The following is a 24,974-nucleotide window of genomic DNA, read 5'->3' on the forward strand; positions in this document are numbered from 1 at the left end:
ACCGGAGAAAGCGAGATGACACCTGAATCGGTTATGGCGCTCGGCACCGAGGCGATGAAAGTCGCGCTGGCGCTGGCCGCCCCGCTGCTGCTGGCGGCGCTGATCAGCGGCCTGGTCGTCAGCCTGCTGCAGGCCGCCACCCAGATCAACGAAATGACGCTGTCGTTCATCCCTAAAATTCTGGCGGTGGTGGCCACCATCATCATTGCCGGTCCCTGGATGTTGAATCTGTTGCTGGACTACATGCGCACCCTGTTCAGCAACCTGCCTACCCTGATCGGCTGACCGTGCTCACCTTCGACAGCGCCCAGCTCACCGTCTGGCTCAGCCACTACTTTTGGCCGCTGCTGCGCATTCTGGCGCTGATAAGCACCGCGCCGATATTCAGCGAAAAGCAAATCAGCAAAAAGGTCAAAATCGGCCTTGGCGGGCTGATCGTCATCCTGATTGCGCCGACGCTGCCCGCCACCAATATCCCCATCTTCTCCGCCGCCGGCCTGTGGCTGGCGATTCAGCAGATTCTGATCGGCGTGGCGCTCGGATTGACCATGCAGTTCGCCTTCGCGGCGGTGCGCCTGGCGGGGGAAGTGATCGGCATGCAGATGGGACTGTCGTTCGCCACTTTCTTCGATCCCAGCGGCGGCCCGAACATGCCGGTGCTGGCGCGCCTGCTCAACCTGCTGGCGATGTTGCTGTTCCTCAGCTTTGACGGCCATCTGTGGCTGATTTCGCTGCTGGCGGACAGCTTCCATACCCTGCCGATCCAAACGCAGCCGCTGAACGGCAACGGCTTCCTGGTGTTGACTCAGGTCGGCTCGCTGATCTTCATCAACGGCATGATGCTGGCATTGCCGCTGATCTGCCTGCTGTTGACGCTCAACATGGCGCTCGGCCTACTCAACCGCATGACGCCACAGCTGTCGGTCTTCGTGATCGGTTTCCCGGTCACCATGACCTTCGGCATCATGACGCTGGGCATGATGATGCCGATGTTGGCGCCGTTCTGTGAGCACCTGTTCGGTGAAATCTTCGATCGACTGGCGGCGGTGATCGGCGGCATGACCTTCTGAGCCCCTGCGGCCCCTTCCTTTCTCCCTCTTCCGCCTGAGACAAAATGGCAATAAAAACGCTTTCTTGGGACAAAAGCCTGAGAAACGTCTTTTATCCGGATTAAGGTTCAAATGTCTCCGGCGGCTTGAATAAATAAAACCCCAACCTAAAATAGACCCGGTAGAAAAATATCGCCCGCACCCCATCAGTCACCCGCAGCGATAATATAAATTTATTGGTTAGAGAAAAATAAAATAACGCAGCCACGCAGAGTTAAATGCGCGGCAGATAACTTACACCCTGAATAAATGCGTCCGGCAGCCTGCCGGTTGCAGGGCGCAGCATCGACCTTTGCTAACTACAGGAGCGAGATCATGATTAAAGCGAAAAGCAACCGCAAAGCACGCCGATTATTCGGCATGGCCCACTGGAAAAGCAACAAATTTAAAGTTGCCATCAGCGAAACGGCCGCCGGTGAAAAATGGAAAGTGGTGAAGAAAAAGAAATAGCATCGATATTTATCGTCAGGGAAATAATATCCATCGTGATTTTTACACCGCTGATTTCAATAATGTCATCGCGCATTAAACAGGGGTGACAATCGTATTATTTCTTCCCTGATGAAAAAAAGGCGCGTCACTCAGTCAGTAGTGGGAGAACGAGCGACGCGCCAAACGAGTGCACCCGGTTTCAAGAAGCCTCCCTCCCCGCGGGGCGGAGAAGGCGTTTTCTAAGCGCACTAAAGGGAAACCCGTCGCGGTCAGGCAACGGGGTATTGCTCTTAACGATTCATCTGGAACAACGACATGCCCTGCATATCGCTGAAGGTTTTGTACGACGCCTGCAGCGCCGCCTGCTGCATGAAGTAGGACGAGATAGACTCGGCCAGGTCGGCATCCGTCAGCGCGCTCATCTGGATCTGATTGGTCATGTCGCGCTCTTTACCGATGCTGTCCAACTGATCCATCTCCTGCAGCTGGCTGCCCAGCTCGGCGCGCACGCTCAGCACGTTGTTGTAGGAGTTGTCCAGACCGCGGTTGGCTTTCGCCAGCGCATCGTTCACCTGCTGCTTGGTGGCCTCGTCGGCGCCCTGCAGCGGGGTTTTCAGCGCGTTCAGCGCAATATCGATGCTCTCGAATACGTTGCTGACCGGCGCGCTGCCGTCCGGCTCGGGCTTCGGATTGCTGGTCAACGACATGAACACCGCGTTGCCGGTATGGCCGATGGTCATGGTGCGGTTGGCGTCCACTTTCTGCTCAACCGTCTTGTCGCCGCCCTGGTAACTGACGGTGCCACCGTTGTCGACGAACGGCGCCTTGTCGTTCACATACCCGCCGAACATATAGCGGCCGTTGCCGTCGGTGCTGTTGGCCTGGTTCAGCAGCTGATCTTTCAACCCCTGCAGCTGGGTGGCCAGCGACTGGCGATCGTTATCGCTTTCGGTGCCGCCGGCGTTGACGATCAACGCCTTCATGTCCGCGATGGTGGAGGTCGCGCCGGCCAATACCGTTTCTTCCATCGACACGTTCTGACGGGCGAAGGTGCGCGCCAGCGTGTATTGACTGTTTTCCGCCTGCGACTGCGACAGCATCACCGCGCGCGACGCCGCCAACGGATCGTCGGACGGGTTGATCACTCGCTTGCCGGAGGAAAGCTGCTCGGCGGCCTTCATGAACAGCGACTGGTTGCCCGTGATGCCGTTCATGTTTTGTTGGTACATCATGCCGGTACTCATGCGCATGCTGTGGGTTCCTTACTCTGAGCGACCGGCGCCGTTATCGGCGCCGATTAACAATGAAATCAACGAATGTTCAGCAGCGCGTCGAACAGCGAGCTGGCGGTCTGAATCACCTGCGCGTTGGCCATGTAGTACTGCTGGAAACGCAGCAGTTCACCGTACTCTTCGTCAAGGTTGACGCCGGACATCGACTGCTGTTGCGCGCCCAGCTGGGTGACGATTTTGGCCTGCGACGTGGCGATGGCCTTGGCGGCGGCGGTCTGGTTGCCGACGCCGCTGACGATGCCGGCGTAAGCGCCGCTCAGGGTCGCTTTGCCGTCCACCAGGTTTTTGGTTTGCAGATCCAGCAGTTTCTTGGCGTTCTCGTTATCGCCGCGGCCGCTGTCGTCTTTACCGGCGGCGGCGATCTTGGACGAATCGGTGATGGCCACTTTCAGGTTACCCGCCACGTCGCTGACCGGTTTCACGGTGAAGCTGTCTTTGGCCTGAGCATTGCCGTCGATGCTCACTTCCAACCCGTCGAAGTTCAGCGTCGGTTTACCGTCGGCGCTGGTGCCCGGCGTCGCGTTAACTTTCACGTTGTCCGGCAGGCGGCTGACCTGCCAGTTGCTGCCGTCGAACTCGACGCGATAATCGTTGGCCTTCACCTTGCCGGTATCGGTGTAAGAGACCGACAGCGACGCGTCGCCGGTGTTGCGGGTGTTATCCACCACCCGGCCGCCGCTGAAGCTGAAGAAGTCGCCGCCCGCGTCACCGTTCAGATCGAAGCCGGCGCGATGCTGTTGGTTAAAGCTGTCCGCCATCGCCAGCGCCAACTGGCCCAGCTGATTGCGCACGCCGTCCAGCGTTTCGCTGCGGAATTTCAGCACGCCGCTCAGCGTGCCGCTGGTGATCTGGCCTTCCGGCACTTCGCTGGCGCCGTTGCCGCGGTTATAGCCGATGGTCAGACGGGAAGGATCGCTGCTGGAAGGCACGGCTTCCACCTGATACGTATTGCTGCCCTGCACCAGGGTCAAACCGTTGGCGAAGGAAACGGTATAGGCGTCGCCGTCCTGTTGCGTGACCTGTACGCCCACCAGCTGGTTCAATTCGGTGACCAGCTGATCGCGCTGATCCAGCAACGCATTCGGTTCGCCGCCGGCGCTGCCGCGCAAACGGGTGATCTCGTCGTTCAGCTTGGCGATCTGTTGGCCGTAGCTGTTGATCTGCTGCGCCGTATCGCTGATCTGCTGATTGACGCCGTTGTCCATGTCGCGCAGGAATTTGTCGGTGTTGTTGAACTGGTTCACCAGGCCGTTGGCCTTGCCCAGCACTGTCTGGCGCGCGGCGTCGTCACCGGCGTTGCTCACCAGGTTCTGCAGGTTGGTAAAGAAATCCTGCATGTTGGTCGACAGCGGGTTGGTCTTGCTCGCCAACAGGTTGTCGATCTGCGAAATCTTCTCGTAATAGGCGTTTTGCGCCCCGAACGCGCTTTGCGCGCCGCGCAGCTGGTTGGTGATGAACTGGTTGTACTCGCGGTTAACGCTGGTGACGGTCACGCCGTTGCCGATAAAGCCGCTCATGGTGGCCATGCCGCCGTTCTGCGCCAGGATCGCGGTCTGACGGTTGTAGCCCGCCACGTTGTAGTTGGAGATGTTGTTGCTGACGGTACTGAGCGCCACCTGAGCCGCATTCAGCCCGCTCATCGCGGTATTGATTAAGCTATTGGACATCGGAATTCCTTATGCTGCGGCGCCGGTGGCCCACAGGGTTCTTAATTGAGCTGCTGAGCCTGTTCGCTCAGCCTGTTTCGGTTATCGGCAAAAATGAGAAGAACTTGAGGAAAAAAAGCGGCAATGCGGTCAGCATCCAGCGAGCCTCCATTGCCGCCTACCCCCTAAATAATTGGCGCCGCAGCGGCGTCAAGAATGACGGGGATTTAGAACAAATCTTTCAGATCGTGGGTGTAAGCTTTCACCGCCTGTTCCCCCGCGCTCTTCATCTGCTGAATCACGCTGACCAACTTGCTGGCGTACTGGGGATCGGTGGCGTACCCGGCGCGCTGCAGCGCATGCGCCGCCTGCTCCGGGCTGCGCGCGGCGGCCACGTCGGCGTAGCGCGGGTTGTTGGTCAGCAGTTTGACGTAATCGGCGATCGCTTCGACGTACGACCCGTAAACGCGGAACTTCGCCTTCACCTTCTTCGCCGCGCCCTGTTCGAACTCGGTGGTGGTGATCTCCGTCACCGGCCCGCTCCAGCTGCCGCCGGCCTTGATGCCGAACAGGTTGTAGCTCGGCGTGCCGTCTGAGGTCGGGATCTCGCGCTGCCCCCAGCCGGATTCCAGCGCCGCCTGCGCGACGATCAGCTGATGCGGAATGCCGCTCTGCTGGCTGGCGACCTTCGCCGGTATCGACAGACGAGCGACGAAGTTGCCGTTGTTGAGCGACAGCGGCGCGGCGGCCGGCGGGGCTTTCGGCATCGCCCGGCGCACCATCTGCTCCAGCGCCTGGTTCGGCAGCGTTTGCAGCACCTCGTTGTCCAGCGCCATCGGCGACATGCCCGCGGTTTCGCTCGGCACCGCGTTGGCGTTGCTCATCTGCTTGACCATCATGTCGGCCAGCCCCAGCCCTTTTTGCGACATCTGCTGGGCGATTTGCTGATCGTACATCGAGGTATAGAGCCGCGTTTGATCGCTGCTCAACACCCCGTCCTGCGGCAAGGCGGAACGCATGCTTTTCAGCATCATCTGCACGAACATGCCTTCCACCTGCTGGGCCACCTGCTTGAGGTTGCCCTGCGGGTCGGCCGCCGCGTCGCGCTTCAGGCCATTCAGCGCCTGGGCGTCATAGGCCGCGCCCGACATCGCCATCAGATCGCCCGCCATCAGATGATTTCCAGCTTGGCGCGCAGGCAGCCGGCGCTCTGCATCGCCTGCAGGATCGACATCAGATCGATCGGCGTGGCGCCCAGCGCGTTCAGCGCGCGAATGACGTTGTTCAGGTTGGCGCTGGCGTTCACCTTCTGCAGCGACCCGCCCTGCTGTTGCACCGAGATCTGGGTGTTTGGCGTCACCACCGTCTGGCCGCCGCCGAACGGCGTCGTCGGTTGGCTGACGGTATTTTGCCGATCGACCACCACCGACAGGTTGCCCTGGGCGACGGCGCAGGAATCGAGGATCACATCGCGGTTCATCACCACCGACCCGGTGCGCGAGTTGATGATCACTTTGGCGTCCATTGCGCCGACGTTGACGGTGATGTTTTGAATCTCCGCCAGGAAGCGCACCTGAGAGCTGTTGCCCTGCGGCACCAGCACCTGGATCGTACGGGCGTCGAGCGGCGTCGCGGTGCCGCCGCCGCGTTGGCGGTTGATGGCGTCGCTGATCTGCTGCGCCAGCGTGAAGTCTTCGTCGTTCAGCTGCAGGTTGAGTACGCCGCCGCTGCCGAAGGTGGTCGGCAGCTCGCGCTCGATGGTGGCGCCGTTGCTGATGCGCCCGCCCGCCAGTTGATTGACCTGCACGCTGCTGCCGCCGGCCGCCGCGCCCGCGCCGCCGACCAGCACGTTGCCCTGCGCCAGCGCATAGACCTGGTTATCCACGCCTTTCAGCGGCGTCATCAGCAAGGTGCCGCCGCGCAGGCTCTTGGCGTTGCCCATTGATGAGACCACCACGTCGATGTTCTGCCCGGCGCGCGAGAACGGCGGCAGTTTGGCGGTCACCATCACCGCCGCCACGTTTTTCAGCTGCATGTTGGTGCCCGGCGGCACGGTGATGCCCAGCTGCGACAGCATGTTGCTCAGGCTTTGGGTGGTGAACGGCGTCTGCATGGTCTGGTCGCCGGAGCCGTCCAGCCCCACCACCAGGCCATAGCCGATCAGGGCGTTGTCTCGCACGCCCTGCACCGTCACCAGATCGCGGATGCGCTCCGCCGCCGCCGGCAAGCACACCAGCCCGACGCACAGCGCGATAAACCATTTTTTCAGCATCAGTCAATCCTTAGAACGGTGAAACATTTAAGAAGAAGCGCTGCAGCCAGCCCATGGTCTGCGCTTCGTTGATATAGCCATTGCCGACGTATTCGATCCGCGCGTCCGCCACCTGCGTCGAGGTGACCGAGTTGTTGCCGCTGATGGTGCGCGGGTTGACGACGCCGGAGAAACGAATGAATTCGGTGCCCTGGTTGATGGCGATCTGCTTTTCCCCCACCACGTGCAGGTTGCCGTTGGCCAGCACCTGGTTGACCGTCACCGTTATGGTGCCGTTGAAGGTGTTGTTGGCGTTGGCCCCGCCCTTGCCGCCGAAGGTGCTGTCGCCGGAAATGTCCATATCGGCGCGCGCATTGCCCAACAGGCCGTCAAGGTAACGCGGCGAGGTGGCGACGCCGAACTTGCTGGCGCCGTTGCGGCTGGCATTGGCGGAGGAGCTCTTGCTGGCGCTGACGTTTTCCTGCAGCACGATGGTCAGGGTGTCGCCGACGTTGCGCGGACGGCGGTCTTCGAACAGCGGCTGATAGCCGTAGTTCATCGGCTGCACCGTCTGGAAGATCGAGCCGTTCGGCATCGGCGCGCTGGCCGGCGCGGGCTGCGCCGTGGTCGCACCGTCCACCAGCGGTTTATGCGGAATATAAGCGCAGCCGCTCAGCGTCAGCATCACCATTCCCGCCAGCCAGCGTTGTCCCTGCCGCGGCAGGATTGCCATCGAATATGTGGTTACCACGGGTATCGCCTTTGTTTCACGAAAGAGAATGACGGGCGCGGCAAGCCGGGCCCGTCAATGACAGATTACAGTTGCGTCAGCTTTTGCAGCATCTGATCGGAAGTCGATACCGCTTTGCTGTTGATCTCGTAAGCGCGCTGAGTCTGGATCATGTTGACCAGCTCTTCCGCCACGTTAACGTTGGAGGTCTCCACGTAGCCCTGATACAGCAGACCGGCGCCGTTCAGCCCCGGCGTGCTCTCGTTCGGCGCGCCCGAGCTTTCGGTTTCCTGATACAGGTTCTCGCCCACGCTCTCCAGACCGCTGTCGTTGACAAAGGTCGTCAGCGTCAGTTGACCCACCTGCTGGGCGGCGGTTTGCCCCTGCTGGGTGACGCTGACGATGCCGTCGCGGCCGACGGTGATGGACAGCGCGTTAGCCGGAATGGTGATCGCCGGCTGCACCTGGAAACCGCTGGAGGTGACCAACTGGCCGTTCTGATCGATCTGGAACGAGCCGTCGCGCGTGTAGGCCTGGGTGCCGTCCGGCAACATCACCTGGAAGAACCCCTGCCCCTTGATGGCGACGTCTTTGCTGTTGTTGGTCTGCGACAGGTTGCCCTGGCTGTGCAGCCGCTCGGTCGCCACCGGACGCACGCCGGTGCCAATCTGCAGACCGGAAGGCAGCGTGGTCTGCTCGGAGGACTGCGCCCCCGGCTGACGCATGGTCTGGTACAGCAGATCTTCAAATACCGCACGCTGGCGTTTGAAGCCGTTGGTGCTGACGTTCGCCAGGTTGTTGGCGATCACGTCCATGTTGGTCTGCTGCGCGTCCAGACCGGTTTTGGCAATCCATAAGGATGGAATCATCGGTTATTTCCTTGCTGCTTAGCTCACTGAGAGCAGTGAGTTGGCACGCTGTTCGTTTTCATCCACGCTGTGGATGACCTTCATTTGCATTTCAAAACGGCGAGCGTTGGCGATCATGTCTACCATGGTCTCCATCGGCTTGACGTTGCTGCCTTCCAGCACCCCGGGCATCACCCGCACCTGCGGATCGTTTTGCAACTGATTGCCGCGCAGCTGTTGGGTTTCCGGCGTCAGGCGGAACAGCCCGTCGTCACCGCGCATCACTTCACGCGCGTCGGCTTTCACCAGCTTCAGGCGGCCGATCTGCGCGATGGTGTTCGGCGGATCGCCGGCGTTCAGCGCTGAAATGGTGCCGTCAGCGGCGATGGTGATCTCTGCCGACGGCGGCACCTCGATCGGCCCCCCATCGCCCATCACCGGCAGCCCCTGCACCGTCAACTGCCCGGTGGAGGAGATCTGGATGTTGCCGTTGCGGGTGTAGGCTTCACCGCCGCCCGGCAGGCTCACCGCCAGGAAACCGTCCTGCTGCAGCGCCACGTCCAGCGGGCGCGCCGTATAGTTCAGCGCCCCCTGGCTCATGTCAGCGCCCGGCGTCGACGCGGCCACCAATGTGCGCGTCGCCAGGCTCGGCCCGTCAACCGGCACCGCGCGCAGCGCGGCGAGCTGGGCGCGAAAGCCCGGCGTCGACGCGTTGGCCAGGTTGTTGGCGGTAATGGACTGCTGCTCCAGCGTTTGGCGCGCCGCGCCCATCGCGGTATAAATCGCGTGATCCATAACTCGACCCTATTAGCGCAGGCTAACCAACGTCTGCAGAATGGAGTCCTGCGTCTTGATGGTCTGGGCGTTGGACTGATAGTTACGCTGTGCGACGATCATGTTCACCAGCTCCTGGCTCAGATCGACGTTGGAAGACTCCAGCGCGCCGCTGGTCAGCTTACCGAAGCCGCCACCGCCCGACAGACCGACGCGCGGCTGACCGGACGCGCCGGTTTCCTGCCAAACGTTATCGCCCTGCGACGCCAGCCCTTCCGGGTTGGAGAAGTTAGCCATGACGATCTGGCCCAGCACCTGGGTTTGCTGGTTGGAGTAGATGCCCACCACTGTGCCGTCGTTGTTGATCTGGAAGTTGGTGTATTCGCCGGCGGCATAACCGTCCTGCGAGACCTTGCTCACCGAGTCGCTGCCCACGTTCTGCTGCATGCTGCCGGCGAAGCTCAGGGTGAAGTTTTGCGCCGGCGCGCCGTCTTTGGCGGTCATCGGGATCACCATGCTGAACTCGCCCGGCGCGCCGTTGGTGCTGGTGGTTTTCACCAGGTTGCCGCTGGTGCTGAACTCCATGGTGCCGGCGTCAACCGGCGCGGCGCTGCCGTCCTGGGTGTAGACCTGCCACTTGTTGTCTTCGGTCTTCACGAAGTAGGCGTTGATGTTGTGCGCGTTACCCAGCGAGTCGTAGGCGGTGATGGTGTTGACGTAGTTGTAGCTGTCCTGCTTGGTCGGATCGAAGGTCTTGTTCTCCGGCACTTTATGGGTCGACTTCAGGTTGGCGACCATCTGGCCGGAGGTGGACGCTTTCGCGTTCATCATGCCTTCAGGAATGCTCAGCGGCACCGGGTTGGCGCCCTGCTGAATGGTCGGCGGGGAGCCGGCCGCCGGGTAGCCGGTCAGCTGCAGACCCTGCATGTTGGTCAGATTGCGGTTCTCGTCCAGCTTGAATTGGCCGTTGCGGGTATAGAAGATGCCGCCGTCTTTATCCTGCATGCGGAAAAAGCCGTTGCCGTTGATGGCCACATCCAGCGCACGGCTGGTACCGGTGGTGGTGCCGCCCTTGAAGTTCTGGGTGATGCCGGACACTTTAACGCCCAGACCGACCTGTGAACCGGCGAACATGTCGGCAAAGGAGACGCTGCCGGATTTGAAGCCCGCAGTCGCGGAGTTGGCGATGTTGTTACCGATCACGTCCAGGTTGGTTGCTGCCGCGTTCAAGCCGCTGACTGCCTGAGAAAAAGCCATGTTATTCTCCGAATAGTGGTCAGGCTATCGTCCGATTGAGCCTGATGCTTAGGGTTATAAGATCTGTCGCACGTCTTCCAGGGTGGCGTTGCCCGCCAGACCGAGATCCAGCTTGGCGCCGTTGCCGTCGCGGATCACGCCGTTCACCAAGCCGAAGTGCAGGCTGCGCGCCACCAACTGCTCGCCGTTGCCTTTGGCGTTAATCGCCACTTTGTAGGCGCCGTCGGGCGCGGTGGAGCCGTCATCCAGCGAACCGTCCCAGGTGAAGGCATGCACGCCGGCGGTCAGACCGCCGATTTCGATGGTGCGCACCACCTGCCCGCTGGCGTTGGTGATGGTGGCGGTTACCTGGTCGGCGGCGCGCTCCAGTTCCACGCCGAACGGCGTGGTGCTGACTTTGCCGTCCTTGCTGCCGACTAGAATGTTGCTGCCCGGCACCATCACGCCGTGGCCGATCAGCGCGGTGGCCTGCAGCGACTGATTGCTGTTGATCTGGCCGGAGATCGACCCCAGCGTGGTGTTGAGTTTTTCGATGCCCTGAACGGTGTTGATCTGCGCCAGCTGCGAGGTCAGTTCGTTGTTCTGCATCGGATTGGTCGGATCCTGGTTTTTCAACTGCGCCACCAGCAGCGTCAGGAAGCTGTTGTGCAGATCCTGGCTGTTGGTATTTTTGCTGTTGTTACCGATGACGGTGTTGTCCAACGACTCGTTCGTGGTTGCGGCGATAGCCATGGGAACCTCCGGTTACTGACCCAGCGTCAGGGTTTTCATCATCATCGACTTGGTGGTGTTAAGCACCTCAACGTTGGCCTGATAGCTGCGGGAAGCGGAGATGGTGTTGACCATTTCCCCCACTACGTCGACGTTCGGCATGCGCACATACCCCTTGGCGTCCGCCAGCGGGTTGCCCGGCTGATACACCAGACGCTCGGGCGCCGGATCGTCCACCACCTGGGCAACGCGCACGCCGCCGGTCGGCTGTCCCGGCGCCGCCGCGACCTGGAACACCACCTGCTTGGCGCGGTAAGGTTCGCCGTCCGGGCCGGTCACGCTGTCGGCGTTGGCCATGTTGCTGGCGCTGACGTTCATGCGCTGGGATTGCGCCGATAACGCCGAGCCGGAGATATCAAAAATATTCAGTAAAGACATGCGCCTTATCCTTGTTGCAGTACGGACATCATCCCTTTGATCTGACCGTTGAGCAGCGTCAGGTCGGTCTGATATTTCAGGCTGTTATCGGCAAAGTTGGTGCGTTCGCGATCCATGTCCACCGTGTTGCCGTCCATCGACGGCTGATCCGGCACCCGGAACAGCAGATCGAGCTGCGGCGGCTGCAGGGTCTGCGCCGGGATATGGCGCGCCGCCGTCAGGTTGAGCGCCATGCCGTTGCCGCTGACGCGCCCCTGCTCCATCACTTTGTTCAATTGGCTGGCGAAATCGATATCCCGCGCCTGATAACCCGGTGTGTCTGCGTTGGCGATGTTGGCGGCCAGAATTTCCTGCCGCTGGGCGCGCAAGTTCAGCGCCTCTTGGCCAAAGCGCAGAGCCGCGTCCAGTTTGTCGAGCATGCTCCCTCCGCGAGGTTAGAATTTGGAGTCGACAGCATAAACGCCCCCCGCGCTACCCTATCGCGGGAATAAACGCAAAATGGGGCGCTATTTATCTGCTTAGCCTGCGCGCGCTGCGGGTACACTTACGCGTATCCCGATGAAGCTTGAGAAGATGACGATGAAAGGTAAAATGCTGCTTATCGGCCTGCTGTGCAGTCTGAACGCGCGCGCCGACGATCTGGCGACGCAAATCGAAAGCTTCATCCAAGGCAAGTTCAGCGGCGAACCGGTACAGGTAAAAGTGCGGGTGCGCACGCCGCCGAACCAATGGCCCGCTTGCGAACTGCCGCAGCTGTCGCTGCCGCCCAACGCGCGGATTGGCGGCAACGTCAGCATTTCGGCGCGCTGTGGCCAGGAGCGGCGTTTTATCCAGACGCAGGTGCAGGTGTTCGGCCGCTATCTCGTTTCGGCGCGCGGCATCAACGCCGGCAGCCGGTTGACGGCGGCGGACCTGACGTTGAAAGAAGGTCGGCTCGATACCCTGCCGCCGCGCGCGCTGACCGAAGCGGGCAAAGCGTTAGGCGCCGTCAGCCTGCGCAACATCAGCCCCGGCCAGCCGCTGACCCTCGCCATGCTGCGCCGGGCCTGGATTATCAAGGCCGGGCAACCGGTGCGGGTCAATGCACAGGGCGAAGGATTCAGCATTAGCGGCGCGGGCAAGGCGATGAACAACGCCGCCGCCGAAGGCAGCGTGCGCGTGCGCATGGCGTCCGGGCAAATCGTCAGCGGCGTGGTCGGGGACGACGGCGCGATTCGCATTACGTTATAAAAAAGTAAAGGTTCCGCAAACCTTGCCGATAAGACAAATCAAGCAGCATTTTATTGGCCATCAGGGCCGCAACACTTTCATTGCAGCGTCGTCGCCCGAGTGCGGTCACGGCGTAAACGGAGATGGACCATGAGTATCGATCGCACCCAGCGGTTACAGCCGGTTTCCACTGTGCAACCGCGTGAAACCCCGGCCGACAACCCGCTCCAGCCGCGTAAGGCCGCCGTGGCCGAAACCGCCGTCAGCGGTACGCAGGTCAAACTGAGCGAGGCGCAGGCGCGCCTGATGCAGCCGGGCACCCAGGATATCGATATGGGCCGGGTCGAGGCCATCAAGCAGGCGATCCGCAACGGTGAACTGAAGATGGACGCCGGCAAAATCGCCGACGCACTGCTGCAAGACGCGCAGAGCGATGTTCAATGGATCGCCGGACGCGACTGACAACGCGGCGGCGGTTAGCGGTAAAGGATAAGTCATCACTATGGAAAAGCTGGCACAACTGCTGGACAAACTGTTGGAAACGCTGCAGGCGCTCAATGGCGTGCTGGAAGAAGAGCACGATCTGTTATGCTCCGGCCAGCTGCCGGGCGTGGCCTTGCAGCGCGTAACCGATGCCAAAAGCCAACTGCTGGCGACGGTCGCCTACCTCGAGCAACAGCGCCTGGGGCAGGAAAAAACCTGCGGGCAACGCGCGCCCTATGCCAGCCACGCCCCCCTGGCCGACCGTTGGCAGCGCGTTCAATTGCTGAGCCAAACGCTGCGCGAAAAGAACCAGCACAACGGCCTGCTGCTCAATCAGCAGATCGACCATAACGCTCAGGCGCTGGCCATCCTCAGCAAAAACAACAAATCGCTGTATGGCCCGGACGGCCAGTCGCACGCCGGCAGCCTGCTCGGCAGAAAAATCGGCGTCTGACCTGACTCATTTCGCCCGGTGAGCCTATCACCGGGCATGCGTTAACCGGCTTCTGTGCATCCCGTCGCATTTTCTCCCTATCACTCTTTGAATTCACTTAAGACTTTGCGCCAGGCTGCGCATGGCGTGAATTTGGCTGTTTCTTTCCCTTTGGCCGCTTGTCACCCTGTGGTTATTTTTAAACCACTTGAAATATACCCTTAACGGGTATAGATTCGCAGGGAGAGCGAATGGTCGACATTATCTCACCAAAACCTTTCAGGGTTTTGCCGCACGCGAGCGCATTAGCGACGCCACGATAGTGAAAGCGGCGCGAGAGATGCAACATCAGCTGTACGACGCCAATCTTGGCGGTTGCGTATACAAAAAGCGCATCGCTCGGGCTGGTGCGGGCAAACGTGGCGGCTATCGGGTACTGATCGTTTTTCGCGATGAAGACCGCCTGTTTTTTATGCGCGGCTTTGCCAAAAGCGAGAGAGAAAACATCAGTGCGGATGAGTTACAGGGATTGAAACATCTGGCTGCGCTGTATCTGGATTATTCGCCATTCAGACTCTACCAACTGGTCAACAACAGGGAGTTACGGAGGCTAAGCGATGAGTAAAATTCTTGCCGAGATCCACCAGGAAGTTCAGGGCCTGCACCGCGCCGGTTTCGTCGACGACGTGACCATGCGCACTTTCGACATGCTGTGCCTGCGGCCGGTGAAGCAGTTCGGGCCGGCCGAGATCCGCGCGCTGCGCGAACGGGAAAACGTCAGTCAGCCGGTGTTTGCGCTGTATCTCAACGTCAGCAAAAAGGCGGTACAGAAATGGGAGCGCGGCGAAGCACAACCGAACTCCGCCGCGATGAAACTGCTGACGCTGGTGGAACGCAACGGCCTGCAAATACTGGCCTGATGTTACTGATAATTGACGATCACCTGATTGCCAATCACCCGCAGCGGCGGATTCAGCCCGCCTTGCGACTGCACGTAATAGACAAAGCGCAATTCCGCATTGGCCGGCTCGCCCTGCAGACCGATGCTGCTGCCGCTGCCGCCGCCGAGCGGAATGCAGCGGTTTACCGTGCAAAGCTGGGCCTGCAGCCCCACGGGCTCTGGCCCCAGCAAACGGTAGCGCCAGCTGACGCTGGTGATGCGCGCATTGGCATCCGGCAGCGCGTTCGGCGGCCGCAAACCGGCGGATTCATCGCGCATCCCGCCCTGTTCCAGCGTGACCCCCGCCCCTTCAGCCACCCAGGAGCCGGACACCGCGCCGGCGGCTAGCGGCGCCAGCAAACACAACAAGGACAGACAGCGTTTCATCAGGCGGCTCCAATGGTCGAGGTCATGCGAATCTGGCGATCGTCGTTGATCTCCAGGTTGGACAGCACCACGAGCTGCGGCAGGCTGCGACGCAGGAAGCGCGCCAGTAAAGGACGCAGCGCATGGTTAACCAACAGCACCGGTGGCGCGCTGAGCATCTCTTGCCGTTGCAGCGCCTGACGCGCCTGCTCCAGCAGACGGTCAGCCAGCCCCGGCTCCAGACCGCCGCCGCCCTGCAACGCCTGCAGCAACAGGCGCTCCAGCTGGGTATCCAAGCCGATAACCTGAATCTCGCCGTTGCCCGGGAACCACTGCTGCGTGATCGCCCGGCCCAGCGCCACCCGCACCACGGTGGTCAATTCGTAAGGATCGCTCTGCGCCGGGGCATGTTCCGCCAGCGTTTCGACGATGGTGCGCATATCGCGGATGGACACGCGCTCGGCCAGCAGATTTTGCAGCACCTTGTGCAGCGTCGTCAGTGACACCACGCCCGGCACGAAGTCTTCGGTCAGCTTCGGCATCTCCTGCGACACGCGATCCAACAGCTGTTGGGTCTCCTGGCGGCCGAACAGCTCGCTGGCGAACTGGCCAATCAGATGATTGAGGTGCGTCGCCACCACGGTGCTGGCTTCCACCACGGTAAAGCCCTGGATTTGCGCCTGTTCGCGCAAGGCGCTGTCTATCCACACCGCTTCCAGCCCGAAGGCGGGATCGACGGTTTTGTCTCCCGCCAGCTCGCCCACGGCATTGCCGGGGTTGATCGCCAGCCAGCGGCCCGGCTGCGCTTCACCGCTGCCGATCTCGACGCCTTTCATCAGGATGCGATAGCTGGCTGGCGGCAGTTCCAGGTTGTCGCGAATGTGCACCACCGGCGGCAGATAACCCATGTCCTGGGCGAATTTCTTGCGGATCCCGCGGATACGCCCAAGCAGCTCGCCGTTCTGTTGAAAATCGACCATCGGAATCAACCGGTAGCCCACTTCCATCCCCAGCGGATCTTCCAACTGCACGTCGGCCCAGCTGGCCTCGGCGGCCTGCGGATTCTCCGGCATCACCGGATCTTCCACCGTTTTCGGCGCCTGTTGTTCACGGCCGCGCAGCCACCAGGCGAGGCCCAGCAGAGCCGCGGTAAACAGCAGGAACACCAGGTTCGGCATGCCCGGCACCAGGCCCAGTAGGCCCAGCACCCCGGCACTCAGCAGCATCACGCGCGGATTGTTGAACAGCTGGCCCACCATCTGCTCGCCGACATCCTGATCGGTCGCGACGCGGGTGACGATGACACCGGCGGCGGTGGAGATCACCAATGCCGGGATCTGCGCCACCAGGCCGTCACCGATGGTCAGCAGCGTATAGCTTTCCGCCGCCGCCCCCAGTTCCATGCCGTGTTGCACCACGCCGACCAACAGGCCGCCGACCACGTTCAGCACCATGATCATCAGGCCGGCGATGGCGTCGCCGCGCACGAATTTACTGGCGCCGTCCATCGAGCCGTAAAAATCGGCCTCCTGGGTCACTTCGGCGCGGCGTTTCTTCGCTTCGTCTTCGCCAATCAATCCGGCGTTCAAATCGGCGTCGATCGCCATCTGTTTGCCCGGCATGCCGTCCAGCACGAAGCGCGCGCCCACTTCGGCGATACGCCCTGCACCTTTGGTAATTACCATAAAGTTGATCAGCACCAGGATGATGAACACCACGATGCCGATGGCGAAGTTGCCGCCCACCAGGAAGTGGCCGAAGGCTTCCACCACGCGCCCGGCGGCGGCGGAACCGGTGTGGCCTTCCAGCAAGATGATGCGCGTCGAGGCGACGTTGAGCGACAAACGCAGCAATGTGGAGAACAGCAGGATGGTCGGGAAAGCGGCGAACTCGAGCGTACGCTGGGTGAACATCGCCACCAGCAGCACCATGATCGACAGCGCGATGTTGAAGGTAAACAGCAGGTCGAGGATAAACGCCGGCAGCGGCAACACCATCATCGACAAAATCAGCAGGATCAGCACCGGGCCGGCCAGCACCTGCCACTGCGTATCTTTAAAATTGCCCGGCAAACGAAGCAGGGAGGCCAAATTAGCCATCAGAGTCACTCTCTCTCGCAAAATCCAGTGCTTCCGGCACCGGTAAACGTTCAGGTTTTTTCGGGATCAGGCCGCCCTCGCGCCGCCAGCGGCGCAGTTGGTACACCCAGGCCAGCACTTCGGCGACCGCGGCATACAGGGTGGCCGGAATGTGTTGTCCAATCTCGCTGTGCCGATACAGCGCGCGCGCCAGCGGCGGCGCCTCCAGCATCGGAATGCGGTGCTCCGCGCCGAGCTCGCGAATGCGCAAGGCGATTTCGCCGGCCCCCTTGGCCAGCACCTTCGGCGCACTCATTTTCTTGTCGTTGTACTGCAACGCGACGGCGTAGTGCGTCGGGTTGGTGACGATCACGTCCGCCTTAGGCACATCGGCCATCATGCGGCGCCGGGCGATCGCCCGCTGCTGCTGGCGAATGCGCCCCTTGACGTGCGGGTCCCCTTCCTGATCCTTGAATTCGTCGCGAATATCCTGCTTGGTCATCTTCAGCTTTTTGAAGTGGCTCCACAGCTGGTAGAACACGTCGAACGCCACCATCGGCGTCAGCCCCAGCACCACCAGAAAACCGCAGAACAGGATCATCTGCAGCGCATTGCCCAGCGCATCGAGCGGCTGCTGGGTCATCAGATGCAGCATCGCCGCCCAGTTGTGCCACAGATAAAGACCGGTCACCCAGCCGACCAGCGTCGCTTTCAGGATCCCTTTCAGCAGCTCGGCCAACACCTGGCTGGAAAAGATGCGTTTCAACCCGGACAGGGGGTTTAGCCGCTTCATATCGAACTTGATCGACTTGCCGCTGAACAAGATGCCCCCCAACAGCATTGGCGCGGCGAGCGCCACCAGCACCAGCCCCGCCATGATCGGCAGCAGCGCCAGCACCGCCTGACGCAGCAACATGCCCAGTTGGCGAAGCATCTGCTTGTCGTTACTGACCATGCCGTGGTCAAAGTTCAGCCCTTGCGTGAGCATCGCCGCCAGCTGTTGCGCCATGTTGCTGCCGGACATCAGGATAATCGCCAGGCCCGAGAGCAACATCAGCACCGAGGTCAGCTCGCGGGAGCGCGGGATCTGGCCGTCTTCACGCGCCTTTTCCAGCCTGTGGGGCGTGGGGGCCTCGCTTTTTTCCAGATCGCTGTCTTCAGCCACGAAACGCCGTTCCTGTGTCGGGAGGGTAAAGAATGGCGGTCAGCATGCCAAAAAATTGGCGATGTCATTGGCGGAACAACGGGGAAAAAGGCGGGTTATTTAGGGGATGAGACGAAAACTGCGTGGCTTGTTGTCGGGGCGCGCCGTCGCGCGCCCCGAAAGGCTTCAGAAACCGAGGCTGTCGAGCAGATCGTCGACCTGCGCCTGATTGGCGATCACGCCGACGCCGTTCTGGTCGAGCTGCGGGCCGTTCAGCAGGCTGTCGTTCGGCCGTTTTTCCTTCACCGGCTGCTCCGGCATGTTTTCCATCAGCACCATCAGCAGCTGCTTTTCGATCTCCTGCACCACGTCCATCATGCGCTTGATAACCTGACCGGTCAGATCCTGGAAGTCCTGCGCCATCATGATTTCCAGCAGCTGAGCGTTGGTGAAGGCCGTATGGCCCGGCACCTGATCCAGATACTGACGCGTGTCGTTGACCAGAGAACGCGCGTCGTCCAGTTCGATGGGATTGGCGAACCACTCGTCCCAGCGCCCTTTCAACGCGTTGGCGCCGGACTCCAGCTCCGCCTGGCGCGGTTGCGCCGCCTCCACGCAGTTCAACGCCCGTTCCGCCGCCTGCGCCGTCATGGTTACGACATAGTCAAGACGGTCGCGCGCATCCGGGATCGCCTCTGCCGCCTGGGCTATCGCCTGATCGAGCCCCAGTTCGCGCATGCTGTCGCGCAGCATTCGGGTCAGTTGGCCGATGCGGGAGATGATCTCTCCCGCGGTCGCTGCATCGCTGGCAGGCATTGGAATGTCTCTCATCGCCCTCTCCTTACATGCCCAATTTTTCAAAAATCTTGTTGAGCTTTTCTTCCAGCGTCGCCGCCGTAAAAGGTTTCACCACATAACCGCTGGCGCCGGCCTGCGCCGCCGCGATGATATTTTCTTTCTTGGCTTCCGCCGTCACCATCAGCACCGGCATCGCGGCCAGCGCGCTATCGGCGCGGATGGTCTGCAACAGTTCGAGCCCGTCCATGTTCGGCATGTTCCAGTCGGACACCACGAAGTCGAAACCGCCGGCGCGCAGCTTGTTCAGCGCATCTGCGCCATCTTCAGCTTCTTCGACGTTGTTGAAGCCCAGCTCTTTCAGCAAATTTCTGACGATGCGGCGCATGGTGGAGAAGTCGTCCACAACCAGAAATCTGAGGTTCTTGTCTGCCATTGTTACTCCTGAAATAGTTAACCGTTTAATGATGCAAAACCGCAGGCCGCCGCGCGGCGACCGTAGGTCATATCGCCGCCGGGCAAACCCTGCGGACTGAAATCAAATGCGCAATGCCTGGCCGCCGGAAATCTGCGCCAGCATTCGCTGGCTCATCCTGTCCAACTCGACCACTTCGCTGACGCCGCCGCCGGCGATCGCCTCGCGCGGCATGCCGAACACCACACAGCTCGCCTCGTTCTGCGCCAGGGTATAAGCCCCGGCGCGGTGCATCTCCAGCATTCCCGCCGCCCCGTCGTTCCCCATGCCGGTGAGGATCACCCCCACCGCATTGCGGCCGGCATATTGCGCTACCGAGCGGAACAGCACGTCGACCGACGGACGATGGCGGTTGACCGCCGGACCGTCATGCAGCTTCACCTGATAGTTGGCGCCGCTGCGCGCCAGCTCCAGGTGGCGATCCCCCGGGGCGATGTAAGCATGGCCCGGCAGTACGCGCTCGCCGTCCTCCGCTTCTTTCACCGTGATCTGGCACAGCTTGTTCAGCCGTTCGGCGAACGAACGGGTGAAACCCGGCGGCATGTGCTGGGTGATCAGCAGCGCCGGACTGGTGGCCGGCAGCGGCTGCAGCACCTGGCGGATCGCTTCGGTGCCGCCGGTGGAAGCGCCGATGGCGATCAGTTTTTCACTGCTCAGCAGCGGCGCATGGCTGAGGATCGCCGGCGCCGGGCTGCTGGATCGCTGCGGCAGGCGCGCTCTGGCGGCGGTGCGGATCTTCTCGGCGATCAGTTCGCTGTAGGCCAACATGCCCTCGCGAATGCCGAGCTGCGGTTTGGTGACGAAATCCACCGCGCCCAGCTCCAGCGCACGCAGCGTGATCTCCGAGCCTTTACCGGTCAGCGAAGAAACCATCACTACCGGCATCGGCCGCAGGCGCATCAGCTTCTCGAGGAAATCCAGCCCGTCCATGCGTGGCATCTCGACGTCCAGCGTCAGCACCTGAGGATTAAATTTTTTGATCAGATCGCGCGCCACCAGCGGATCCGGCGCGGTCGCCACCATTTCCATGTCGGGGTGGCCGTTCACGATTTCCGTCATCAGCTGACGCATCAGTGCCGAATCGTCTACGCATAACACTCTGATTTTACTCATTACCTCTCCTTGGTCAGCCCATACACGGTCTGCCCACGCAAGTAGAAATCCCGGCTGATCTGGCTGAAGTTCTCGGAGTGGCCGGCGAACATCAGCCCCCCCGGCTTAAGCAAGGGAACGAAGCGGCGCAGGATGCGCTCCTGCGTCGCCTTATCGAAATAGATCATGACGTTGCGGCAAAAAATGGCGTCAAATTGCCCCGGCAGCGCCCATTCCGGCGCCAGCAGGTTCAACGGCTGGAAGTTCACCCGCGCCGCCAGTTCCGGCCGCACGCGCACCAGCCCCTGATGCGGCCCGGTGCCGCGCAAAAAATAGCGCTGCATTTGGGTCGGCGTCAGGGTGCGCAGATCTTCCTGGCGGTAAACGCCCGCTTCCGCTTTTTCCAACACCTGCGTGTCGATGTCGCTGGCCCAGACCTGGCAACTGCCGGCCCGCTGCCCCAGGGCATCGCTCAGCGTGATGGCGATCGAATACGGCTCTTCGCCGGTCGAGGCCGCAGTGCTCCAGACGCTGTAGCCGTTCGGCCGCGAGCGCGCATGCTCCGCCAGGATCGGGAAGTGATGCGCCTCGCGGAAAAATGCCGTCAGGTTGGTGGTCAATGCGTTGATGAACGCCTGCCACTCCGCGCTGTTCGGATCGCTTTCCAGCAGCGCCAGATAGTCGCCGAAATCGTGCAATCCCAGCAGCCGCAACCGGCGCACCAGGCGGTTGTAAACCATCTCGCGCTTATGCTCCGCCAGCACGATGCCGGCGCGTTGATAAATCAACTGGCTGATACGGCGAAAATGCACGTCCGACAGCGGCAGGCGCTGCACCATTTGCGTCAACATCGACGCAGTATCCCGGTTAGAAGTAGACGGCGCCTGTTTCATGCCGCCTCACCGGAGAAAAACGTGCTGTTTATGCGGTTTAACAATCTTGGGCTTCCTTTACCACGGGTGAAACTGCGTTGTTGCTGTTACCTGGCGCGACGACGTTATCGTCCGCCAGACGGAATACCGCGACCGCGTCGGCCAGGGTAATGGCCTGCTCTTCCAGCGCGGTGGCGGCAGAAGCGGACTCTTCCACCAGCGCGGCGTTCTGCTGGGTAACCTGGTCCATCTGGGTCACCGCCTGCGTCACCTGTTCGATGCCGCGGCTTTGTTCATCCGAAGCCGACGCGATCTCGCCCATGATGTCGGTCACGCGAGTTACCGAACGCACAATGTCCTGCATGGTGGCGCCGGAGTTTTCCACCAGCACCGAGCCGTGTTTGACGCGGCTGACCGATTCGTCGATCAGCACCTTGATCTCTTTCGCCGCCTGCGCACTGCGGCTCGCCAGATTGCGCACTTCACCGGCCACCACGGCGAAACCCCGCCCCTGTTCGCCGGCGCGCGCCGCTTCCACCGCCGCATTGAGCGCCAGAATGTTGGTCTGGAAGGCGATGCCGTCGATCACGCTGGTGATGGCGCCGATTTTCTGCGAACTGTTGGCGATATCGTGCATGGTGGTGACGACGTCACCGGCCAGTTCGCCGCCCTTGGCCGCGGTGGCCGAGGCATCACGCGCCAGCTGAGACGCCTGCCGCGCATTGTCGGCGTTCTGTTTCACCGTCGCGGTCAGCTGTTCCATGCTGGCGGCGGTTTCTTCCAGCGACGCGGCCTGCTGCTCGGTGCGGGAAGAGAGATCGTTGTTGCCTTCGGCGATCTCCTGCAGGCCGATCAGAATCGACTCCGCCCCGTCGCGCACCGCGCCGACGGTGCCGATCAGCGACTGCTGCGTGCGTTGCAGGCTGGCGAACAGCATGCTGATTTCATTACGGCCGTACACCTGAATCGGCGTCGCCAGATCGCCGGCGGCGATGCGTTCAAAGTGGCTGCGGATTTGGTTCAGCGGCTGTATCAGCATGTTGCGCAACCACCACATGGCGCTGCCGGTCACCACGATCAGCATCAATACCGCCCCCGCCAGCATCAGGCCCGCCAGCGTGAAGGAGAACTGATTAGCGTCTCTGGCCTCGCTGATGTCACCGTTCACCAACTGCAGGTACTGCACGAAGTCGGCCTCGAACAGGTCCTGGGTTTTCTGCGTCGGCTGATCCATAAACGCCTGCAGCTCGCCCTTTTCCAGGAAGCCGATCAGCTCGCGCAGCGCGCCGCGCAGCCGCTCGTAGCTGGCCTTGGTGGTGGCCGTCTGCTGGTTCTGCTGTTCACTGCTGCGTTCAACCGCCATAAACTGATTGAAATAGAGATCGGCCTTCTGCAGCGAACTGCGGGCGTTGCTCATCAGCTCGTTCACCTGCTCCTGCGGCAGTTTCAGCGCCGCGCGGGTGCCGGCGCGGTTCAGCGTATTGCGCGCCTGCAACAGCGACACCCAGCTCAGGCTGAGCGAATCGCGCTGCTGGCTGCCGAGGGTGATGATGTCGAGGTTGTGGTTATCGGAGCGAAACGCGGAATACGACAGGCCGCTGCTGGCCAACTGCAGAACGCAGAAGGTCATCAACAACAGGAATAAGCTGGTAGAGATACGGATTCGGTTAAACACTTGAACCTCCTTGCAGCCGGCCGGCGACCGGCCTACGTAGGGAAAAGGGCCTCTGCGAGAGAGGCCCGATATCGGTCAGAACGTTTCCCAGTTATCCTGCAGATCGCTGGCGTTCATTTTCTTATGATTGATTACCGGTGTTACCGTCGCCTTGCTGGTGACAGGCGCTTTAAATTCTTCCTGGCCTTCCTGCCTCAGACGGAATACCGCTACCGACTGGGTCAGCATGCTGGCCTGTTCTTCCAGCGCCGCCGCCGCCGAGGCGGACTCTTCCACCAACGAGGCGTTCTGCTGGGTGACGCGGTCCATTTCCGCCACCGCCTGGCCAACCTGATCGATGCCGCGGCTCTGCTCGTCCGACGCCGAGGCGATTTCGCCCATGATGTCGGTCACGCGGGTGACGGCGTTGACGATGTCGCCCATGGTTTCCCCGGCGCTCTCGACCAGCACGGAACCCATATCGACGCGGCTGACCGAATCTTCGATCAGGCCTTTGATCTCTTTCGCCGCCTGTGCGCTGCGCTGCGCCAGGTTACGCACTTCACCGGCCACCACCGCGAAGCCACGGCCCTGTTCGCCGGCGCGCGCCGCTTCCACCGCGGCGTTCAGCGCCAGGATGTTGGTCTGGAAGGCAATGCCGTCGATCACGCCGGTGATATCGGCGATCTTCTGCGAGCTGCCGGCGATGTCATGCATGGTCTGCACCACGTTAGCCACGACCTTGCCGCCTTTCTGCGCGGTTTCAGAGGCGCTCAGCGCCAGCTGTGAAGCCTGACGCGCGTTTTCGGCGTTCTGTTTCACCGTCGCGGTCAGCTGTTCCATGCTGGCGGCGGTCTCTTCCAGCGATGCGGCCTGCTGCTCGGTGCGGGAAGAGAGATCGTTGTTGCCCGCGGCGATTTCGGACGCGCCGCTGTAGATGGCGTCTGCGCCCTGGCGCACGCCGCTGACGGTTTCAATCAGTTCGCCTTGCATGTGTTTCAGGCTGGCCGCCAGCACACCCATTTCGTTGCGGCTGTTGACGACGATCTGCTGAGTCAGGTCGCCGGCGGCGATCTGTTTGATGTGCTCGATCATGCGGTTCAGCGGACGCACCAGGATGTGATGGATACCGGTCCAGACCAGTACGATCACCGCCAGCACCACCACCAGGATCACGATCAGCGTCCAGATGGCCGAGTTGTAGGAGCTGTTGCTGCCGTCGACCGCGATTTGGTACAGCTTGCCGTTTTGCTCCAGGTAAACGTTGTAGCTCTGCTCAAAGTTGTCCTGGTAACTCTGCGTAGGTTGATCGAAGAACGCGTTGATTTTGCCTTCGCCCAGCAGTTGGATCAGCTCGGAGAGCGCGCCGTACAGCACATCGTACTGATGCTTGAGGCGTTCCGCCGCCTGAGGATCCTGACGCGGGTCCTGAGGGATTTTCTCGTACGCGGCGTAGTGTCTTTCCGCTTCACCCAGCTCTTCCTTCGCCTTGGCCAGCAGTTCATCAATGGTGGCGCCGCTGCCGATCTTGTTGGTATCCATCATGTAGCGAATACCGGCACGGTTCAGGGAGTTGCGCGCCTGCAGCAGGTCAACGCGGCTTTCGCTCAGCTGCAGCTGCTGCTGACGAATAGTTTGCAGGACGGTAAAGTTTTCCTTATCGCTTTTCAGCGAGGAGAAAAAGAGTCCGCCCGAAATCAACTGCAAGGCGCCAAACAGCACCAACACCAGCAACAGGCTGGTGACCACCTTCATACGATTTAACATGATTTCCCTTGTTGAAGCCCGCGCAGACAGGCTCTGATGACGTTGAATGTGAGAGTTATCGGCGCAGCGCGGCAAAACTTTATGCGGGAAAGTAACTATTTTTAGTGGGGGTTCCGGGCGCGGCGGGCGGCATCGCGACAGGTCAGGGAACGTGAAGGTTGAAGGGGGCAGCGCCCTG

The 24,974-nt window shown here is 61.3% G+C and carries 28 protein-coding genes; 8 read left to right on the forward strand and 20 right to left on the reverse strand.

From position 1 onward, the window contains the following. The first annotated feature begins 15 nt into the window (after nucleotides 1-15). The 3 genes from fliQ (at nucleotide 16) to sra (ending at nucleotide 1,559) form a co-directional block, all read left to right on the forward strand. Nucleotides 16-285, forward strand: coding sequence for a flagellar biosynthesis protein FliQ (gene fliQ, locus H7A77_RS01600; RefSeq protein ID WP_004934803.1), 270 nt, complete (start codon nucleotides 16-18; stop codon nucleotides 283-285). A gap of 2 nt (nucleotides 286-287) precedes the next feature. Beyond that, the gene (gene fliR, locus H7A77_RS01605) at nucleotides 288-1,070 is read left to right on the forward strand and encodes a flagellar biosynthetic protein FliR (protein ID WP_182073741.1); all 783 of its coding nucleotides are present in this window, start codon (nucleotides 288-290) and stop codon (nucleotides 1,068-1,070) included. A 354-nt stretch (nucleotides 1,071-1,424) separates the two neighbouring features. Further along, complete coding sequence (sra, locus tag H7A77_RS01610) at nucleotides 1,425-1,559, forward strand: stationary-phase-induced ribosome-associated protein (protein ID WP_004934807.1); 135 nt, start codon at nucleotides 1,425-1,427, stop codon at nucleotides 1,557-1,559. A gap of 272 nt (nucleotides 1,560-1,831) precedes the next feature. Here sra and flgL read toward each other — a convergent pair whose 3' ends face one another. The 11 genes from flgL to flgB all read right to left on the reverse strand — a co-directional run bounded on the left by flgL (nucleotide 1,832) and on the right by flgB (nucleotide 11,907). Next, nucleotides 1,832-2,791, reverse strand: a complete 960-nt coding sequence (flgL, locus tag H7A77_RS01615) for a flagellar hook-associated protein FlgL (RefSeq protein WP_033643518.1) — start codon at nucleotides 2,789-2,791, stop codon at nucleotides 1,832-1,834. Between the two features lie 59 nt (nucleotides 2,792-2,850). Further along, the gene (gene flgK, locus H7A77_RS01620) at nucleotides 2,851-4,500 is read right to left on the reverse strand and encodes a flagellar hook-associated protein FlgK (protein ID WP_033643519.1); all 1,650 of its coding nucleotides are present in this window, start codon (nucleotides 4,498-4,500) and stop codon (nucleotides 2,851-2,853) included. 206 nt (nucleotides 4,501-4,706) lie between these two features. Continuing rightward, nucleotides 4,707-5,651, reverse strand: a complete 945-nt coding sequence (gene flgJ / locus H7A77_RS01625; protein ID WP_033643520.1) for a flagellar assembly peptidoglycan hydrolase FlgJ — start codon at nucleotides 5,649-5,651, stop codon at nucleotides 4,707-4,709. Further along, the gene (locus H7A77_RS01630; protein WP_004934816.1) at nucleotides 5,651-6,751 is read right to left on the reverse strand and encodes a flagellar basal body P-ring protein FlgI; all 1,101 of its coding nucleotides are present in this window, start codon (nucleotides 6,749-6,751) and stop codon (nucleotides 5,651-5,653) included. The genes flgJ and H7A77_RS01630 overlap by 1 nt, the downstream gene beginning before the upstream one ends. 10 nt (nucleotides 6,752-6,761) lie before the next feature. Beyond that, a complete protein-coding gene (gene flgH / locus H7A77_RS01635) occupies nucleotides 6,762-7,463 on the reverse strand; it encodes a flagellar basal body L-ring protein FlgH (RefSeq protein WP_004934817.1) in 702 nt (233 codons plus the stop codon). 83 nt (nucleotides 7,464-7,546) lie between these two features. After that, nucleotides 7,547-8,329, reverse strand: a complete 783-nt coding sequence (gene flgG, locus H7A77_RS01640) for a flagellar basal-body rod protein FlgG (protein ID WP_004934819.1) — start codon at nucleotides 8,327-8,329, stop codon at nucleotides 7,547-7,549. A gap of 18 nt (nucleotides 8,330-8,347) precedes the next feature. Further along, the gene (locus tag H7A77_RS01645) at nucleotides 8,348-9,103 is read right to left on the reverse strand and encodes a flagellar basal body rod protein FlgF (RefSeq protein WP_033643521.1); all 756 of its coding nucleotides are present in this window, start codon (nucleotides 9,101-9,103) and stop codon (nucleotides 8,348-8,350) included. A 12-nt stretch (nucleotides 9,104-9,115) separates the two neighbouring features. Continuing rightward, nucleotides 9,116-10,339, reverse strand: a complete 1,224-nt coding sequence (flgE, locus tag H7A77_RS01650; protein ID WP_094142807.1) for a flagellar hook protein FlgE — start codon at nucleotides 10,337-10,339, stop codon at nucleotides 9,116-9,118. A 54-nt stretch (nucleotides 10,340-10,393) separates the two neighbouring features. Continuing rightward, entirely contained in the window at nucleotides 10,394-11,071 is a 678-nt protein-coding gene (flgD, locus tag H7A77_RS01655) for a flagellar hook assembly protein FlgD (RefSeq protein WP_046896594.1), read from the reverse strand. Between the two features lie 12 nt (nucleotides 11,072-11,083). Continuing rightward, complete coding sequence (gene flgC, locus H7A77_RS01660) at nucleotides 11,084-11,488, reverse strand: flagellar basal body rod protein FlgC (protein ID WP_004934826.1); 405 nt, start codon at nucleotides 11,486-11,488, stop codon at nucleotides 11,084-11,086. Between the two features lie 5 nt (nucleotides 11,489-11,493). After that, on the reverse strand, nucleotides 11,494-11,907 hold the full coding sequence (gene flgB / locus H7A77_RS01665) for a flagellar basal body rod protein FlgB (protein ID WP_033643526.1): 414 nt from the start codon (nucleotides 11,905-11,907) through the stop codon (nucleotides 11,494-11,496). 160 nt (nucleotides 11,908-12,067) lie between these two features. On the opposite strand from flgB, the gene flgA reads away from it, so the two are divergent. The 5 genes from flgA to H7A77_RS01690 all read left to right on the forward strand — a co-directional run bounded on the left by flgA (nucleotide 12,068) and on the right by H7A77_RS01690 (nucleotide 14,533). Next, a complete protein-coding gene (flgA, locus tag H7A77_RS01670) occupies nucleotides 12,068-12,718 on the forward strand; it encodes a flagellar basal body P-ring formation chaperone FlgA (RefSeq protein WP_182073742.1) in 651 nt (216 codons plus the stop codon). A 129-nt stretch (nucleotides 12,719-12,847) separates the two neighbouring features. After that, nucleotides 12,848-13,159: a flagellar biosynthesis anti-sigma factor FlgM gene (gene flgM, locus H7A77_RS01675; RefSeq protein ID WP_004934832.1), complete on the forward strand. Its 312-nt coding sequence runs from the start codon at nucleotides 12,848-12,850 to the stop codon at nucleotides 13,157-13,159. A 40-nt stretch (nucleotides 13,160-13,199) separates the two neighbouring features. After that, on the forward strand, nucleotides 13,200-13,634 hold the full coding sequence (locus H7A77_RS01680; RefSeq protein WP_033650863.1) for a flagella synthesis protein FlgN: 435 nt from the start codon (nucleotides 13,200-13,202) through the stop codon (nucleotides 13,632-13,634). A gap of 187 nt (nucleotides 13,635-13,821) precedes the next feature. Then, a complete protein-coding gene (locus tag H7A77_RS01685; protein WP_089191936.1) occupies nucleotides 13,822-14,238 on the forward strand; it encodes a type II toxin-antitoxin system RelE/ParE family toxin in 417 nt (138 codons plus the stop codon). Continuing rightward, a complete protein-coding gene (locus tag H7A77_RS01690; protein WP_015378258.1) occupies nucleotides 14,231-14,533 on the forward strand; it encodes a DNA-binding transcriptional regulator in 303 nt (100 codons plus the stop codon). Before H7A77_RS01685 ends, H7A77_RS01690 begins: the two co-directional genes overlap by 8 nt. Nucleotides 14,534-14,535: 2 nt before the next feature. Here H7A77_RS01690 and H7A77_RS01695 read toward each other — a convergent pair whose 3' ends face one another. From H7A77_RS01695 to tsr, 9 genes are all read right to left on the reverse strand, one after another. Further along, nucleotides 14,536-14,940: a flagellar protein FlhE gene (locus tag H7A77_RS01695; RefSeq protein WP_033643530.1), complete on the reverse strand. Its 405-nt coding sequence runs from the start codon at nucleotides 14,938-14,940 to the stop codon at nucleotides 14,536-14,538. Then, nucleotides 14,940-17,018 carry a flagellar biosynthesis protein FlhA gene (flhA, locus tag H7A77_RS01700; protein WP_033643531.1) on the reverse strand — a complete coding sequence of 693 codons (2,079 nt, stop codon included), beginning with the start codon at nucleotides 17,016-17,018 and terminating at the stop codon, nucleotides 14,940-14,942. Before flhA ends, H7A77_RS01695 begins: the two co-directional genes overlap by 1 nt. Further along, complete coding sequence (flhB, locus tag H7A77_RS01705; RefSeq protein WP_033640021.1) at nucleotides 17,011-18,162, reverse strand: flagellar biosynthesis protein FlhB; 1,152 nt, start codon at nucleotides 18,160-18,162, stop codon at nucleotides 17,011-17,013. Before flhB ends, flhA begins: the two co-directional genes overlap by 8 nt. 165 nt (nucleotides 18,163-18,327) lie before the next feature. Further along, complete coding sequence (gene cheZ, locus H7A77_RS01710; protein ID WP_004934858.1) at nucleotides 18,328-18,972, reverse strand: protein phosphatase CheZ; 645 nt, start codon at nucleotides 18,970-18,972, stop codon at nucleotides 18,328-18,330. A 10-nt stretch (nucleotides 18,973-18,982) separates the two neighbouring features. Beyond that, nucleotides 18,983-19,372: a chemotaxis response regulator CheY gene (gene cheY / locus H7A77_RS01715; RefSeq protein ID WP_004934862.1), complete on the reverse strand. Its 390-nt coding sequence runs from the start codon at nucleotides 19,370-19,372 to the stop codon at nucleotides 18,983-18,985. A 102-nt stretch (nucleotides 19,373-19,474) separates the two neighbouring features. Continuing rightward, nucleotides 19,475-20,524, reverse strand: a complete 1,050-nt coding sequence (locus tag H7A77_RS01720; RefSeq protein WP_033643532.1) for a chemotaxis response regulator protein-glutamate methylesterase — start codon at nucleotides 20,522-20,524, stop codon at nucleotides 19,475-19,477. Continuing rightward, nucleotides 20,524-21,396: a protein-glutamate O-methyltransferase CheR gene (gene cheR / locus H7A77_RS01725; protein ID WP_025159837.1), complete on the reverse strand. Its 873-nt coding sequence runs from the start codon at nucleotides 21,394-21,396 to the stop codon at nucleotides 20,524-20,526. Before cheR ends, H7A77_RS01720 begins: the two co-directional genes overlap by 1 nt. A gap of 37 nt (nucleotides 21,397-21,433) precedes the next feature. Continuing rightward, complete coding sequence (locus tag H7A77_RS01730; RefSeq protein ID WP_182073743.1) at nucleotides 21,434-23,050, reverse strand: methyl-accepting chemotaxis protein; 1,617 nt, start codon at nucleotides 23,048-23,050, stop codon at nucleotides 21,434-21,436. A gap of 75 nt (nucleotides 23,051-23,125) precedes the next feature. Then, nucleotides 23,126-24,796 carry a methyl-accepting chemotaxis protein gene (gene tsr / locus H7A77_RS01735; protein ID WP_033643534.1) on the reverse strand — a complete coding sequence of 557 codons (1,671 nt, stop codon included), beginning with the start codon at nucleotides 24,794-24,796 and terminating at the stop codon, nucleotides 23,126-23,128. Nucleotides 24,797-24,974 lie beyond the last annotated feature (178 nt).

Origin of the sequence: Serratia sp. ME47 (assembly GCF_903970925.1) — a bacterium.
Classification (GTDB): domain Bacteria; phylum Pseudomonadota; class Gammaproteobacteria; order Enterobacterales; family Enterobacteriaceae; genus Serratia; species Serratia ureilytica.

What these genes read in the sequence shown, in the direction of transcription:
- fliQ (WP_004934803.1), top strand. Translation starts at nt 16, where the DNA reads ATGACACCTGAATCGGTTATGGCGCTCGGCACCGAGGCGATGAAAGTC.
- sra (WP_004934807.1), top strand. Translation starts at nt 1,425, where the DNA reads ATGATTAAAGCGAAAAGCAACCGCAAAGCACGCCGATTATTCGGCATG.
- flgL (WP_033643518.1), bottom strand. Translation starts at nt 2,791, where the DNA reads ATGCGCATGAGTACCGGCATGATGTACCAACAAAACATGAACGGCATC.
- flgK (WP_033643519.1), bottom strand. Translation starts at nt 4,500, where the DNA reads ATGTCCAATAGCTTAATCAATACCGCGATGAGCGGGCTGAATGCGGCT.
- flgJ (WP_033643520.1), bottom strand. Translation starts at nt 5,651, where the DNA reads ATGGCGGGCGATCTGATGGCGATGTCGGGCGCGGCCTATGACGCCCAG.
- H7A77_RS01630 (WP_004934816.1), bottom strand. Translation starts at nt 6,751, where the DNA reads ATGCTGAAAAAATGGTTTATCGCGCTGTGCGTCGGGCTGGTGTGCTTG.
- flgH (WP_004934817.1), bottom strand. Translation starts at nt 7,463, where the DNA reads ATGGCAATCCTGCCGCGGCAGGGACAACGCTGGCTGGCGGGAATGGTG.
- flgG (WP_004934819.1), bottom strand. Translation starts at nt 8,329, where the DNA reads ATGATTCCATCCTTATGGATTGCCAAAACCGGTCTGGACGCGCAGCAG.
- H7A77_RS01645 (WP_033643521.1), bottom strand. Translation starts at nt 9,103, where the DNA reads ATGGATCACGCGATTTATACCGCGATGGGCGCGGCGCGCCAAACGCTG.
- flgE (WP_094142807.1), bottom strand. Translation starts at nt 10,339, where the DNA reads ATGGCTTTTTCTCAGGCAGTCAGCGGCTTGAACGCGGCAGCAACCAAC.
- flgD (WP_046896594.1), bottom strand. Translation starts at nt 11,071, where the DNA reads ATGGCTATCGCCGCAACCACGAACGAGTCGTTGGACAACACCGTCATC.
- flgC (WP_004934826.1), bottom strand. Translation starts at nt 11,488, where the DNA reads ATGTCTTTACTGAATATTTTTGATATCTCCGGCTCGGCGTTATCGGCG.
- flgB (WP_033643526.1), bottom strand. Translation starts at nt 11,907, where the DNA reads ATGCTCGACAAACTGGACGCGGCTCTGCGCTTTGGCCAAGAGGCGCTG.
- flgA (WP_182073742.1), top strand. Translation starts at nt 12,068, where the DNA reads ATGAAAGGTAAAATGCTGCTTATCGGCCTGCTGTGCAGTCTGAACGCG.
- flgM (WP_004934832.1), top strand. Translation starts at nt 12,848, where the DNA reads ATGAGTATCGATCGCACCCAGCGGTTACAGCCGGTTTCCACTGTGCAA.
- H7A77_RS01680 (WP_033650863.1), top strand. Translation starts at nt 13,200, where the DNA reads ATGGAAAAGCTGGCACAACTGCTGGACAAACTGTTGGAAACGCTGCAG.
- H7A77_RS01690 (WP_015378258.1), top strand. Translation starts at nt 14,231, where the DNA reads ATGAGTAAAATTCTTGCCGAGATCCACCAGGAAGTTCAGGGCCTGCAC.
- H7A77_RS01695 (WP_033643530.1), bottom strand. Translation starts at nt 14,940, where the DNA reads ATGAAACGCTGTCTGTCCTTGTTGTGTTTGCTGGCGCCGCTAGCCGCC.
- flhA (WP_033643531.1), bottom strand. Translation starts at nt 17,018, where the DNA reads ATGGCTAATTTGGCCTCCCTGCTTCGTTTGCCGGGCAATTTTAAAGAT.
- cheZ (WP_004934858.1), bottom strand. Translation starts at nt 18,972, where the DNA reads ATGAGAGACATTCCAATGCCTGCCAGCGATGCAGCGACCGCGGGAGAG.
- cheY (WP_004934862.1), bottom strand. Translation starts at nt 19,372, where the DNA reads ATGGCAGACAAGAACCTCAGATTTCTGGTTGTGGACGACTTCTCCACC.
- H7A77_RS01720 (WP_033643532.1), bottom strand. Translation starts at nt 20,524, where the DNA reads ATGAGTAAAATCAGAGTGTTATGCGTAGACGATTCGGCACTGATGCGT.
- cheR (WP_025159837.1), bottom strand. Translation starts at nt 21,396, where the DNA reads ATGAAACAGGCGCCGTCTACTTCTAACCGGGATACTGCGTCGATGTTG.
- tsr (WP_033643534.1), bottom strand. Translation starts at nt 24,796, where the DNA reads ATGTTAAATCGTATGAAGGTGGTCACCAGCCTGTTGCTGGTGTTGGTG.